The organism is Bradyrhizobium sp. YCK136 (assembly GCF_044570075.1).
GTDB lineage: Bacteria > Pseudomonadota > Alphaproteobacteria > Rhizobiales > Xanthobacteraceae > Bradyrhizobium > Bradyrhizobium diazoefficiens.
On the sequence record NZ_CP172424.1, the window covers coordinates 3,476,241 to 3,489,228 of the forward strand.

Here is a 12,988-nt window from a genome sequence, read left to right on the forward strand (position 1 = left end):
CATAAATCCCGGTTGTCTAATTTCTGACGGACTTAGATGACAGAAACAAGAAGTCTTTGAAAGGACGACGCCCCGCGCTCTCGTTTCACGGTAGTGGGCTTTTCTGTTCCGATCTGTGAACTACTTCACAAGCCCGTGGCCATCGCCTGTCATAGCTCATCATTGCTTAGATCAGATGATTGCTCAGAAAACAGGGTTTTGCTTGTCAGCCCCAACGCATTCGACCTAGGCTGTTGTCATTGTTCAACCGGGAGGCCGACGTGGCGACAGGCATTGTGAAGTGGTTTAACGCGACCAAGGGATTCGGTTTCATCCAGCCCGATGACGGCGGCCAAGATGTTTTCGTGCATATTAGCGCAGTGGAGCGCGCCGGCTTATCGGGCTTGGCTGAGGGCCAGAAGGTCTCTTATGAAGTCCAACTTGATCGTAAGCGCGGCAAGAGCAGCGCAGAAAATCTGCGCGTTTGACGACTGCCCCGCAACATTAGCGCGGCTGTTTTGATCACTGCGCTTTTTTCCCGAGGTCTCTCAAGAGCGCGTGGAGAAAGTCGCTGGCATGGTCGTAACGCGCGCTGCCATCCGTGATTTGACGGGCGCGCGGCTCCATTATGCGGCCAACGGTTTCGGAGCCGAGCAGCTCAACTCGGTCCGACCACTGCAGGAGTAAGCTATCAGGAATGTCTTCCGCAGATCCGAACAGCTTCAAAAGGCAATGTTCGCCCTCGGGTTTATGGTCGTGATGAGCCTTCGCCGCATAGAAAGCGAACAACCCACGAAAGGCATCACGGGAAACCGCAGGTTTTCCCATCGCAATATCCTGAAAAATTGAGTTCTCAATGGGAGCAAGTCTGAAGCCCTCGTGTGGGAAAAGCCAGCAAAAAGTTCAATTTCGCACTGCACCTCATGCAAAGAGGCTGCCCGAAAGGCGGCTTCAGTATTTCGTTACATTCATCGAAAATCGTGCTCAAACCAGCCGTCGCAGCGTGTGCCAACCAGGCGCCGGGTGAAAAATATTTGCAATAAAACGTGCCAACTCCCGGTGCCGGGAGATGGCGAGGTGGCTTGCCTTGCCCAGCAAGATCTGACAAACTTTCGGGGAAAAGTCGCAACTCTTACCCAGATGCTGCGCCTGATCGATTTCCAGAAAATTTCACGCCAGGACGCGCGGCGCACGGTGGTGTTGTACGTGGAGGAACAGGCCGAGAAGCAACAGGAGAAGTCGCGGCAAAAGCTTGGCCGGACGGAGCACTAGCGTTATAGATCCGCCAGGACATCTACTCCACCGCCAAATGGTGCTAGCGCTCCTGGGCCAGTGCGGGGAGGGAGCGCGCAGGGGCAGCATGTTGGAGTTGCGCCAATTGCGCGACCGGCGCTAATCTTGCCCCATTGCAAGTGCCAGTTTTGTGGGTAGGTCATGTCGAGTGCGATTGAGTTGATTGTGGACGGCTATGCTAGGCTTAAGGATCGCCAGTCGCTTGAGGATCTGCGGATGCACCGCCGGCGATTGGTTGTCGACCTTAAGGCTAGGACAGGCTTCGACTGCCGTTCGTCGATCGCGCAGGTAGAGCAGGACATCGCTGCCATTGAGGCGGGGCTTGAGAGCCTTTCGGGGCCGGTCGGCGGGTAGTCTGTCTCGGCTGAAGCGAGTCATGAGCGGCACCAAAAGTGCCGTTCAACAAACCCGACAATTCGCGGCGCGGCTTTAAACCAGCTGCTGAATTCTCTTCTTTAGAACTCACAACTCCCACAATTTGACAGACACCGCTTGCGCGTGGCCGGCTTCCTCCGGAAGGAAGAGCGCCATGTCAGATCCGCCACTGTACGAAGAGTAAGAGCTGGCCCCGGTTGTTTGGACAGCGCCCCGCTGGATTTAAGTGGATTCCTGCCGGGTTATGCTGAACGCGGGGCTTTACGGTTTTGTCGTTGCGTCGGGAGGGCGTAGCCCGACCAGAGCGACGACAAAACCGTCGGCGACGGTCATGCGGCCATCACCATAGCTTGCGTGCCGAAGTAAGCCTCGTCGGGCGTGCGCCCGTCAAGGCTCGAGTGAGGGCGTCCCTGATGGTAGAAGGCCAGATACTTGGCAATTGACGCTCGCGCCTCGGACACGCTGTCGTAGGCGCGGAGATAAACTTCTTCGTATTTGACCGTGCGCCAGAGCCGCTCGACAAACACGTTGTCGCGCCAGGCGCCCTTGCCGTCCATGCTGATGGCGATCTTCGCGTCCAGCAGCACATCGGTGAACTCGAGGCTGGTGAACTGGCTGCCCTGATCCGTGTTGAAAATCTCGGGCCTGCCGTGCTTCGCCAACGCCTCCTGGACCGCTTCGACGCAGAAGGCCGCCTCCATTGTGATCGAGACGCGATGGGCCAGGACCCGTCGGCTGAACACATCGACGACCGCCGCGAGATAGACGAAGCCACGCCGCATCGGAATGTAGGTGATGTCCATTGCCCACGCATGGTCGGGCCGCTCGATCTTCAATCCGCGCAACAGGTACGGGTAGATCTTGTGACCCGGAGCCGGCTTGCTCGTGTTCGGGCGACGATAGACCGCCTCGATCCGCATGCGCTTCATCAGCGTCGCGATGTGGCGGCGACCGGCGTATACGCCCTCCCGCCGCAGCAACGATCGCAGCATACGCGCTCCCGCGAAGGGATAATCGAGATGCAGCTCATCGAGCCGACGCATCAAGGCAAGGTCCTCGGCCGAAACTGGCCGAGGTTCATAGTAGACCGTGCTGCGAGCCAGCTTCAGGACCTTCGCCTGGCGCACGATAGAAAGATCATGATCGCGGTCGATCATCGCTTTGCGCTCAGCAGGCCCGCCTTGGTGAGCGCGCCGGACAAAAAATCGTTTTCCAACGCCAGCTCGCCGATCTTGGCATGTAACGCCTTCAAATCGACCGGCGTCTCGGCCGATGTCTTGTCATGCCCAAACACGCCGGCGGCGCCTTCCAGGAGCTGGTTTTTCCAGATCGTGATCTGGTTCGGATGAACATCAAACAGCTGCGCCAGCTCCGCCAGTGTCTTGTCGCCTTTGACCGCAGCCAAAGCAACCTTCGCCTTGAATGCCGGAGAATGCGTCCGGCGGCTCTTCTTCGTCATCTTCGCTCCTGATTCGCAGCAAGAATCCTCGCCGCTGTCAGGCAGAAAATCCACTCAAGCTACTGTCCGAATTTGCGGGGCCAGCTCTAGTACCAGGTGCTCAGGCGCCTGAAGCTGAGAGCATCCGAGCTCTTCGACCTCCTCAACCTCGGCATCCTCGCGCCGGTCGCGCGCAGAGGTCGCGACCCGATGTACTGTGCGGCGACGATCGGCGCTCTAGCGACAGAATACCATCACCAGCGCACGGGCTGCGCGATTTGGTGGGACTTCGATCTCAAACGACCCGGCTTCCTTCCGGCGCATGCCGAGTGGTCCGCGCCAGACGTTCCCTTCTATCCCTTCGACGACGAAGAGCAGCAGTCCCTGGGCGCGCCGGTTCTACAAGCTCAGGAAGGGGTGTCGCCCCGTTCCCATATCCCTATCCCGAGCGCCTGGCGCGCTACCGATCGCGAATGGAGGACAAGGCCACGAAGGCGTTCGAGCGAAAGCACGGGATCAAGCGGCCGCGGAAGAGCAGGAGCCGAAATGTCTCGCTCACCATAGGACGACTCCGCCACATTGCGATTTCGCGACGGGAGCTGCTCGACCTCGCCAGGACCAAGGTCGAGGAAGCCGCCATGTGGGCGATCAAGGGCGTCGTGGAGCAGTAGCGCTGCGCCGGGAAAGATGGCACCTAATGTTAGTGAAACAATATGAAGTCTGACGCGCTCATGGTTGTCACGCCGGTCAGATTGATCTGCATGTCCTCGTGGCCATTGGAAATGGTTTCCGATTTGCTGCTCTCGTTCGCATAGATGATGGCGTTGTTTCCGATAATGACGACATCGATCGTGTGGGCGGCGATGCTCTGCGGCGTTGGCCCGCCGTTCATGATGTTGATCGTGACGTTCTGGTTGTTGGTGTTGAGGCCCGCGATGGTCGAAAAATCGAGCTTGTCTGAGCCGGATACAAAGTCGGCGATCGTATCGAACGAGGCTTTCGCTTGTTTTGAATCACCCGTTGCAGCATAGGCGAACACGTCGTTGCCCAATCCTCCTGCAAGGTTGTCGGCCCCTGCCGCTCCGGTGATCAGGTCGTTGCCGCTAGTGCCGGAGATGGTGTCATTGCCGTTGCTGCCGTAAATTGCAGCGCCCGTACCGGTGCCGACGTTTCCGGCGGCGTCCGTTCCGGTTACCGAGAACGTATGAACGACGTTGGACTCCTTACCCGTCGTGAATGTCCACGCGCCCGACGCGGTAGTCGTCGTCATTCCGATTTGAGTATCATTATCAAAAATCTGGATGGTACTGTTCGCCTCGGAAGTTCCGCCCAGCGTAGCGGATCCGTTCTTGTTGATTAGCTCAGACGTGATCAGCGGGGTTGGCGCTTTCGTATCCACCGTCCAGCCGTAGCTTGCCGGCGTCGCATCGATGTTGCCGGCGGCGTCGATCGCCACGACCTTGAGGCTGTGGCTGCCGTCGGAAAGGGTAGTGAATGTCTGCGAGGTCGAATTCGTCGAAGTCCATGACCCGTTGTCGAGCTGATACTGATAGCTGACGACGCCACTCCCGTCCGCCGTATCCGTCCCGCTCCAGCTGAAACTTGCCGAGGTGGCATTGATCAGGGCCGGAGGCTTTGCCGTGATGGTCGTGTCTGGCGCCTGGGTGTCCAGCGCCACTGTCAGGCTGGTGTCGGTCGAGACGTTGCCGGCGGTATCGGTCTGATGCACCAGCACTGTCTTCGGCCCGTCGCCGGAGAGAATGAAGCTGCTGCCAGCGCCCGTGGCAAAGGCGCTGCCGTTGACCGAGTATTGCCAGGTGGCGCCGGTTTCGAGGCCCGAGACGTTGACGGTACCGAATTTGGTGATGCCGTCGCTGCCATTGTTGCCGCTGTCGGTGGCCAGCGCCACGGCAGGCGCGGCCGCCAATGTGTCGAGCGTGAAGGAAAGCGTTGCAGGATCGGATATGTTGCCGGCAGCGTCGGTCTGGCGCACTTGAACGATTCTCGGCCCATCGCCGGTCACAATGATGCTGCTGCCGGTGCCCTTAACGAAGCCAGTGGCGTTGATCGAGTATTCCCAGGTTGCGCCGGCTTCTAGGCCAGAGACGTTCACCGTGCCGACATTGGTGATGCCCTCGCCGGCCGGGCCGCTGTCGGTCGCAAGCACCAGGACAGGTGCCGCCGCCGACGTGTCGAGTGTGAAGGAAAATGAAGTAGGAGCGGATGTGTTGCCGGCAAGATCGGTCTGGCGCACGAGCACGGTCTTCGGCCCATCGCCGGTCACCGTGAAACTGGTGATGCCGCTGCCGGTGCCCGCGACGTAGGGACCGCCGTTGACCGAATATTCCCAGGTTGCGTCGGTTTCGAGCCCAAAGACGGTGAATTTGCCGGCTTTGGTAATGCCGTCGCCAAGGATGCCGCTGTCCGGTAGCGACAGGAGAGGTGCTTGCACAAATGTGTCGAACTTGAACGTAAACGAGGTGTCGGCGGATCTGTTGCCGGCGGCATCGGTCTGATGCACCACCACGTGGTGTTGCCCATCACCTGACCCAAGCCCGGTCACCGTGAAGCTGCTGCCAATGCCCGCAACGAAGGGATCGCCGTTGTCCGAATATTCCCAGGTTGCGCCGGCTTCGAGGCCAGACACGTTGACGGTGCCAACGTTGGTGACGCCGTCGTCACCAAAGCGGCCGCTGTCGGTGGCCAGCGTCAGCCCAGGCGCCGCCGCTGCCGACGTGTCGAGCGTGAAGGCGAACGAGGTGTCGCCGGATATGTTGCCGCCGGTGTCGATCTGATGCACCAGAACGGCCTTCGGGCCGTCGCCGGTCAGCATAAAGCTACTGCCGGTGCCCGTGACGAAGGTGGCACCGCCGTCGACCGAGTACTGCCCGGCTGCGCCGGCTTCGAGGCCCGAGACGTTGACGGTGCCGTCTTTGGTGATGCCGTCGCCATCGGTGCCGCTGTCGGTGGCCAGCGCCAGCGCAGGCTTGGCCGCCGACGTGTCGAGCGTGAAGGCGAGCGTCGCCGTGCTGATGACGTTGCCAGGGGCGATCTCCCGCACCAGCACATTCTCTGGGCCGTCGCCGGTCAGCGTGAAGCTCGCCCCGGTGCCGGGCGTGAAGGTTGTGCCGCCGTCAGTCGAGTAGCTCCACGTCGCCCCCTGCGTCAGGCCCGTGACATTGAGCGTGCCGTCATTGGTGATGCCGTCATCCGGCGTCCCGCTGTCGAACGCGAGCGTCACGCCGAGGTTGTTGTCGGCGATCACGTCCACTGTCGTGATGCCGGCGGTTGTCATCGTTCCGCCGATGCCCTGACGCCCGTTATTTCCGTCAGAGAACGACCACGCGATCTGGATCGGCGTTGTCGTGCCGGCGGCGAAATCATGGGAGCTGTTGGCATAGGTAATGGCGTCGAGCACCCCATTGACCTGCGCCTGCGTGGCGCCATCGGCGAACGTGATGACGAGCTGCCCGCCCGACTGGGTGAACGAGCCGACGGTGACGCCCGCGACCATGACGTTGCTACCGGCAAAGGCCAGGTTACCCGAGGCGCCGAACACGTCCTCCGCGTTCGCGCCGCCAGACCGCGCGAGCGTCACGGACGCTCCGCCGTAATTTCCGGCGCCGCCATTGAGCGCGGCAAGATCGGAATCGAAGATTTTCGCCGTCGCATCGAGGACGATGGCAGCGCCGCCCTCGGTATAGCTCACCGTGTTGCCGAGCGAGTTCGTGCCGCCGAATTCGGGATCCTGGCTGCCGTCCGCGTTGTAGCGGGCAACGGCAAAAGCCCGGGAGAAGGTTCCTTCATCGAAGGAATCGCCGGCGACCACGATCTTACCATCGGCTTGCAACCTGACGCTCACCGCCACCGACGAGTCGCGGATCTCCGTCACGACGACGCCGGCGTCGCCGAATGTCGTATCGAGCGTGCCGTTGGCGTTGTAGCGCGCGACCGCGAATTCCTTGAAGGCATTTGGGTCCAGATCCGAGATGAGGGTGTAGCCGCCGACGAGAATCTTGCCATCGGGCTGCACCACGACGTCCGTCGCCGCTTGGCTCTTGGCGTCGATGAGGTCGGTAACGACCTTGCCGTCGCCATCGAAACTGGTATCGAGCGCGCCTGACGACGTGTAACGGACCAGCGCGAGCTTGAACTGGCTGCCGTCATATGTCGATCCTGCGGCGAGGATCTTGCCGTCGGGTAGCAGCTGGATTTCACTCAGGAAGTCGCCTGACAAATTGATTGCCGTCTGGACTTTGCCGTTCGTGCCGAAACTCGAATCGAGCGTTCCATCGCTGTTGTAACGCGCCAGCGCAAATACGGATTCATTGTCGCTCAAAGCCGACAGCCCACCGACGACGATCTTGCCGTCGGTCTGCACTTTGACGCTTGTCGCAGTTTCGCCTACCCCGGCCGGAGACCCGAAGTCGGTCGTGACGATGCCGCCGCTTCCGAACGTTGGATCGAGCGAGCCGTCCGCGAGATAGCGCGCCAGCGCAAAATCCGCATAATTACTTTGGGTACCATAAAATGCTGTCCCCACAGCAATGATCTTGGTGCCATCGACCACGACGCTAAGAATCGCGCTGGAGAGGGCGCTATTGAAAGAGGTCGTGACCGTGCCGCCGCTTCCGAAGCTGGTGTCCAGGGTGCCGTCGTCATTCAAGCGCTGCAGCCCGAAGCTTGGGCCAATGTAGCCAGCGAGGATCGTCTTGCCGTCCGTTTGCAGGGCAGAGTCGTATTCCGTGCCGGCCGCGGCAATAACGATGCCCCCGTCCCCAAAGGTCGCGTCGAGATGTCCGTCCGCTTCGTATCTCGCGGCCGCGAAACTCTGCAACTCGCCACCACTATTCGTCCATCCTCCGACGACGATCCGCCCGTCGACCGCAATGGCGAGGCTCGTCCCTGCTGAGTCATACGGTTCGCCGACAGGCGTGACAACGTAACCGCCGCCGACAAAGAACGTCGGCGCGGCATCGTGCGGTGTCACCTTGTCGAAGAAGATCGACCGGTCGTTCTTGTTGCCGGCGTCATCGAAAACGGAGAATTCGATCTCGTGCTGGCCGTCCGCCAGGTTTGTGCCGTCATAGACGAAATTCCATTCGCCGGTTGCCGTCACCAGCGCATTGCCAATGAACTTATGGTCGATCGAGAGCGAGACCTGATGACCGTAGGCATCGGAGGTGCCGTTGATGGTGATCGCCGAGAGTTCTCGGCGCGCGACGATGTTGTCGCCGGCGACGGCTTCCAGCACGAGAGCCGGCGGGGTGTAGTCGAAATCGACGGATTTGGTCGCGGTGCCGTGAATGCCGAAATCGTTGGAAACGTCGGCCGTGAAGTTGCGGACTCCCTCCGCAACTTTGGTAGCGCCGATGAACGTCGTCCATGTCCCGTCGGCCTGTACCAGCGCGGTCGCCGTCGAGCCGTTCGGCGACGTGATGTGCACGGTCTCGCCGATCGCGTCGGACGTGCCCGTGACCTTGACCGGGACCAGGTCCTCGGTCGGGTTGACGTAGTTGTCGCCGCTGACCTCAGTGATCGCCAAAGCAGGCGGCGCGGCAGTGTAGAAATTGCCTGAGGAGCTGAGTAGCCGGCTTCCGTCAAATGACATGGAAAAATCCGACAGCACCCCAGCGCCGGAAGCGACGCGCGTAACGACGCCCGTGTCGAGATTCTTGATAAAAATGTCAACATCGCCATCCGCATCGCCGGCTACGAGATTATTCGCCTCGCTGATGAACGCGACGTGACGCCCGTCGCCCGAAATCGCGAGAAATTCACTCCTGGAATCGGCCGCGACACCATCGGCATTTTCAGAAACCAGGCTCCAGAGAACGTTCGAGCTTTGGCGATCGCGAACATAAACCTGATCATTCAGTTCAAACGCAACGAAGCGGCCATCATCTGAGATGCCCCCTCGACGAGAGTCAAACGACCAGGCAAGAAGCCGTAATTGCCGTAATGCGTTGCCGATCTCGTCTGTGTATCGAACACGGTCAAGTTGGGAGGATCATCGCCCGCCGCTATGAAGGTCACAAATCGACCGTCGGGCGTTATTCTGAAGTCCTCATGATTGTAACCTTCTATCCTCGTCTCCGTTTGGGTAGTCACATCGAGTACAGCTTGACCAAAGAAGTTTGGGGTGTTGTGGGTATTGTCGATGTACCTGATGTCATAAACGACATGCTCCCCGTCTGCGGAAATGGCAAGCGGCATGAACCCGACATCTGTGCCCGGGAAGGGTTGGGGCGGACAATAAGGCGTCACATCTGTGGCCGACGCGCCGGACTGCAAGTCCTTTACCCACAACTGCGAGTCGTCCGGATTTGTCGACGAGCCTCCGGTGCCGTAAAAAACATATCGCCCGTCGGCCGAGATAGCAGCGCCGGCAATGCCCTCTGTTGTCGAGGCAACCGTCGTGGTCGCGCCGCTCGTCACGTCCCGTACGTAAAGAGTTGCGATCCCATTTTCCTCGACGATGTAGGACACATAGCGTCCATCGCTCGAAAAACCGCTGACAATGGCATTGGGAACGCCGAGCGAGGTCACGTTGAAAGTCGTCATGGCAATTGCTTCCTGTCAGAGTGAATTGGTGCCGCCAATTTGAAGGTCTCGAATAGTATAAGTGCTGCCGTCAAAATTGGCGGCGTATCGACCGTCAACTGACAGATCCCAATCTAGTACTAGTACCCGGAATCAGAGCTGAGTGATACGGCGGCCTTTGAAACGGCGTTGACGGACCTTTTTCTTGGTCCAGACGAAGGGCTCGGCTCTGTCGTTGTATGCGTTGACGTAGGCATCGATGTGTTCCTGAAGCTGCTTGAGGCTCGTGAAGGAGGTGCCGCTGAGCGACTGCCCCTGCAAGATGGAAAACCATACTTCGACCTGATTGAGCCATGACGCACTTGTCGGCGTGAAATGAAATTGCACGTTGGGGTGGGCCTTGAGCCAGTCCTCGTTCTTTTTATGGGTGTTGAGGTTGTCGAGGATGACGTGAAGCTTGCGGTTCGGAAAAGCCGCGGTGACGCTGTTCATGAAATCGAGAAACTCGACGCGGCGCCGGCGTTTTGAATGGGTCGCGATGATCTTTCCGGTGGCGACTTCGAGCGCCGCAAACAATGTTGTGGTGCCATGCCGCTTGTAATCGTGGCTTTGGCCGGTCAAGGCGCGGCCATTGGGCAACTTCAGATAACCCTGCGCTCGCTCCAAAGCCTGGATCGAGGGCTTCTCGTCCACGCACAGCACAATGGCCTTCGCCGGCGGCGCGACATAGAGGCCGACAACATCGGCGGCTTTGGCCGTAAAGTTCGGGTCGTTGCTCTCGCACCAGGACTTGCGAGCCACCAGGTCAATCTTGTGGCTGCGCAGGAACCGCCAGACATATTGGACATCGACATCGCCCAGCGCCTCGGCCAGCAGGGGGCCGGTCCAGCGCGCAAACCCTTGCGGTGGCGGCTTATCCAGCAGCTTCAGAATCCGCTTGTCGGTCGTCTTCGTATAGATCGGCTGCTTGCCAGGCCGCGGCTTGTCTTGCAGCCCTTCAAGGCCATGGTCGGCATAGCGATGCCGCCAAAGGCTGACAATCCGCGGCTGGACCCCAACTTCCTTGGCGATCGACCGGGTGCTGCGCCCATCCGCCGCCAACAGAACTATCCGCGCCCGCTTCAAATCGCGCTGCAACGTCACCGGTGAGCGACAGCACGCCTCAAGCACCTTGCGATCTTTCCTCGAAAGGTGGACTTCTCTTGCTTCGGGTATCATCCCGACCTTGAATCACGACTCACGTTCCAAGAAAAGTGGGTACTAGGGGGAAAGAGTTCGAAACCAGCGTGTACTGAATCTTCGCCATCTAAGTCACCTCAAGGCTGATTGACCGCGACGTAGGTTGCATCATCGATCCACGATTCACCCTCACACCAAGCCGCCCATCACGAGCAGCAACGAGAGCAGCAAGCCTGCGCCGGAAAAAATGCCGAGCGTCTGGAGCGTCGCGACGTCAGCCGCCCTTTCGACGCGCGCGAGTGAGAGCGATCTTGAGCCAACGGTCATTTGTGACCTATGGATTTTCAAACGAGGCGCTTGTCGATTGGGGGGGAGCCACCGCCTGGAATTGAATTGCGAGCGCTGTGCGTGCAAGAAAAAGCACGAGCAGAATTAGCCACCGCCCAGGCATGTACGGAATCACCCCTCTCGGCCCGCAAACAGACGACAAATGCCAATCAAGCCAACGGCCTGATGTTTTGATTCATTCGGAAAAAATTCTTGGGATCGTATTTGCTCTTCAACTCGCGAAGGCGACGGTAATTCGATCCGTAGGCAGCCGGAGCTGAATCGATGCCTTCATCATCCCCGAGATAGTTGACGTATCTTCCAGCCGCAGCAAAGGGTTTCATCTGTGCGTAGGTATCACGCGTCCAAGCGATGCAACGATCGGTCATCGCAGCATCCAACCATTGAGTCAGGATAAAAAAGTTATAACCCTCGTGTCGATGTGGGAATGCGGTCTCTTCGACGCCGACGCGAACTGCAGCACCATGAACGTGCTCGATGAGAAGCTGCCCCATGGGGGTCGGGCAGCGCGCGAAACAGGCGATCATTGTCCCGATTGCGTCGTCGCTGAGTTCGCGCAGGAACGTTGATTTCCAGTAATTGAACGCACCCCTGGGATAACCTGCGTCCAGCATGCTGTTGAGTTCGCAGTAGCCCATGGGGCCAATCCCATCCATTACCGGGGTGCCGAATTGCTTGAGCGGACGCAACGCCAGTTCGCCGGCCGCGAGTGGACCGCAATGACATGTCACCATCGCCGCCAGTTTCATGCCCGAGCCATCAGGTGCATGAGCCAACGTGCCGACAAGGATTTGCTCATCCGGCAGCGATAATGTGCTGTCGCGGAACAGCGACAGCACATCGCGACTCCGATCGAACGGGTGCGCGATCAGGCCGCCTGTAATGGTGGGCCCTACCGGGTGGAGCTGATATTCCAAGGTGGTGGCGATGCCAAAATTGCCGCCGCCGCCACGAGCCGCCCAAAACAGGTCAGGTTCGTTGGTTTTGCTGGTGCGTACCATGTCGCCCTGGGCATTCACCAACTCGAGCGACGTAAGATTGTCGATAGCCAGGCCATATTTGCCCATGAGCCATCCGAGACCTCCGCCAAGGGTCAGCCCCGCGATGCCGGTGCTCGAAACGACGCCCCCAGTGACCGCCAGGCCGTGCCGCTGCGTTTCGCGATTGAGCTCCGCCCAAGTGACGCCGCCCTGTGCGCGCACCCTTCGGCGTTCGGGGTCGACACGGATTCCCTTCATCTGCGACAGATCGATCATCACGCCGCCGTCGATCGTAGCGTGCCCTGCCACGTTGTGACCGCCGCCGCGAACCGCAACTTCGAGTCCAAGCCGTTGGGCGAGCACTGTCGCATCAATTACATCGGAGGTGTCGCGGCATTGCGCGATGAGCGCTGGCCGTTTGTCGACCAGTCCGTTGTGGACCCTTCTTGCGTCTCCGTACCCCGCATCGCCTGGCCGCATAAGCGAGCCGCGAAAGGTCTTGCCAAACTCCGCCGCCTCAGCGGCAACCGATCGAACTGTGGTCATTGCGCGCTGTCCCTTGGTTGTGGCTCGCGACTGTCACATCCTCATTACGGGAAAGGCAAATTCAAAGAATTTGGTTTGCAGATGAATATCATTCATCTAGACTGGGACATGACCAAGTTGCCGCCGCTTATCGAACTGCGGGCGTTTGAGGCTGCCGCACGGCATCTCAGCTTCAAGAAGGCTGCGGCCGAACTCGGCGTAACGCCGACTGCCATCAGCCACCAGATCCGTTTGTTGGAGCAATATTGCGGGCGGACACTGTTCCGGCGCAGGCCAAGACCACTGTCGTTGACGGATGCCGGCGCTC

The 12,988-nt window shown here is 59.6% G+C and carries 11 protein-coding genes and 1 pseudogene; 6 read left to right on the top strand and 6 right to left on the bottom strand.

Annotated elements, in window-relative coordinates; genetic code table 11:
* Positions 1–260: 260 nt before the first annotated feature.
* Positions 261–467: a cold-shock protein gene (locus tag ACFLEY_RS16410; RefSeq protein ID WP_060912597.1), complete on the top strand. Its 207-nt coding sequence runs from the start codon at positions 261–263 to the stop codon at positions 465–467.
* 34 nt (positions 468–501) lie between these two features.
* Here the strand turns inward: ACFLEY_RS16410 and ACFLEY_RS16415 are convergent, their stop codons facing one another.
* The gene (locus tag ACFLEY_RS16415) at positions 502–807 is read right to left on the bottom strand and encodes a hypothetical protein (RefSeq protein WP_060908064.1); all 306 of its coding nucleotides are present in this window, start codon (positions 805–807) and stop codon (positions 502–504) included.
* A 312-nt stretch (positions 808–1,119) separates the two neighbouring features.
* Here ACFLEY_RS16415 and ACFLEY_RS16420 point away from each other — a divergent pair, with 312 nt between their 5' ends.
* Together ACFLEY_RS16420 and ACFLEY_RS16425 are read left to right on the top strand one after the other, a co-directional pair.
* Entirely contained in the window at positions 1,120–1,251 is a 132-nt protein-coding gene (locus tag ACFLEY_RS16420; RefSeq protein WP_396604693.1) for a hypothetical protein, read from the top strand.
* 162 nt (positions 1,252–1,413) lie between these two features.
* Positions 1,414–1,626: a hypothetical protein gene (locus ACFLEY_RS16425; RefSeq protein WP_211434383.1), complete on the top strand. Its 213-nt coding sequence runs from the start codon at positions 1,414–1,416 to the stop codon at positions 1,624–1,626.
* Positions 1,627–1,976: 350 nt separating this feature from the next.
* Here the strand turns inward: ACFLEY_RS16425 and ACFLEY_RS16430 are convergent.
* Positions 1,977–3,106 (bottom strand): IS3-like element ISRj2 family transposase gene (locus tag ACFLEY_RS16430; RefSeq protein WP_396604974.1). Its coding sequence is split into 2 segments (ribosomal slippage): positions 1,977–2,854 and positions 2,854–3,106, totalling 1,131 coding nucleotides; the frame shifts between segments, so codons are not numbered across the junction.
* Between the two features lie 452 nt (positions 3,107–3,558).
* Here ACFLEY_RS16430 and ACFLEY_RS16435 point away from each other — a divergent pair.
* Positions 3,559–3,756 carry a hypothetical protein gene (locus tag ACFLEY_RS16435; protein WP_211434382.1) on the top strand — a complete coding sequence of 66 codons (198 nt, stop codon included), beginning with the start codon at positions 3,559–3,561 and terminating at the stop codon, positions 3,754–3,756.
* Positions 3,757–3,785: 29 nt separating this feature from the next.
* Here ACFLEY_RS16435 and ACFLEY_RS16440 read toward each other — a convergent pair whose 3' ends face one another.
* Positions 3,786–8,696: a beta strand repeat-containing protein gene (locus ACFLEY_RS16440; RefSeq protein ID WP_396604694.1), complete on the bottom strand. Its 4,911-nt coding sequence runs from the start codon at positions 8,694–8,696 to the stop codon at positions 3,786–3,788.
* 135 nt (positions 8,697–8,831) lie between these two features.
* Here ACFLEY_RS16440 and ACFLEY_RS16445 point away from each other — a divergent pair, with 135 nt between their 5' ends.
* The gene (locus ACFLEY_RS16445; RefSeq protein ID WP_211434380.1) at positions 8,832–8,993 is read left to right on the top strand and encodes a hypothetical protein; all 162 of its coding nucleotides are present in this window, start codon (positions 8,832–8,834) and stop codon (positions 8,991–8,993) included.
* Here ACFLEY_RS16445 and ACFLEY_RS16450 read toward each other — a convergent pair.
* From ACFLEY_RS16450 to ACFLEY_RS16460, 3 genes are all read right to left on the bottom strand, one after another.
* Positions 8,960–9,649, bottom strand: coding sequence for a hypothetical protein (locus ACFLEY_RS16450; RefSeq protein WP_211434379.1), 690 nt, complete (start codon positions 9,647–9,649; stop codon positions 8,960–8,962). The two genes, ACFLEY_RS16445 and ACFLEY_RS16450, sit on opposite strands and share 34 nt — an antisense overlap.
* Positions 9,650–9,781: 132 nt before the next feature.
* Positions 9,782–10,846, bottom strand: coding sequence for an IS630-like element ISRj1 family transposase (locus tag ACFLEY_RS16455; protein WP_026192128.1), 1,065 nt, complete (start codon positions 10,844–10,846; stop codon positions 9,782–9,784).
* Positions 10,847–11,304: 458 nt separating this feature from the next.
* Positions 11,305–12,681, bottom strand: coding sequence for an FAD-binding oxidoreductase (locus ACFLEY_RS16460; protein ID WP_211434563.1), 1,377 nt, complete (start codon positions 12,679–12,681; stop codon positions 11,305–11,307).
* 108 nt (positions 12,682–12,789) lie between these two features.
* On the opposite strand from ACFLEY_RS16460, the pseudogene ACFLEY_RS16465 reads away from it, so the two are divergent.
* A pseudogene (locus ACFLEY_RS16465) lies at positions 12,790–12,924 on the top strand (LysR family transcriptional regulator); the annotation flags it as partial.
* Positions 12,925–12,988: the final 64 nt, after the last annotated feature.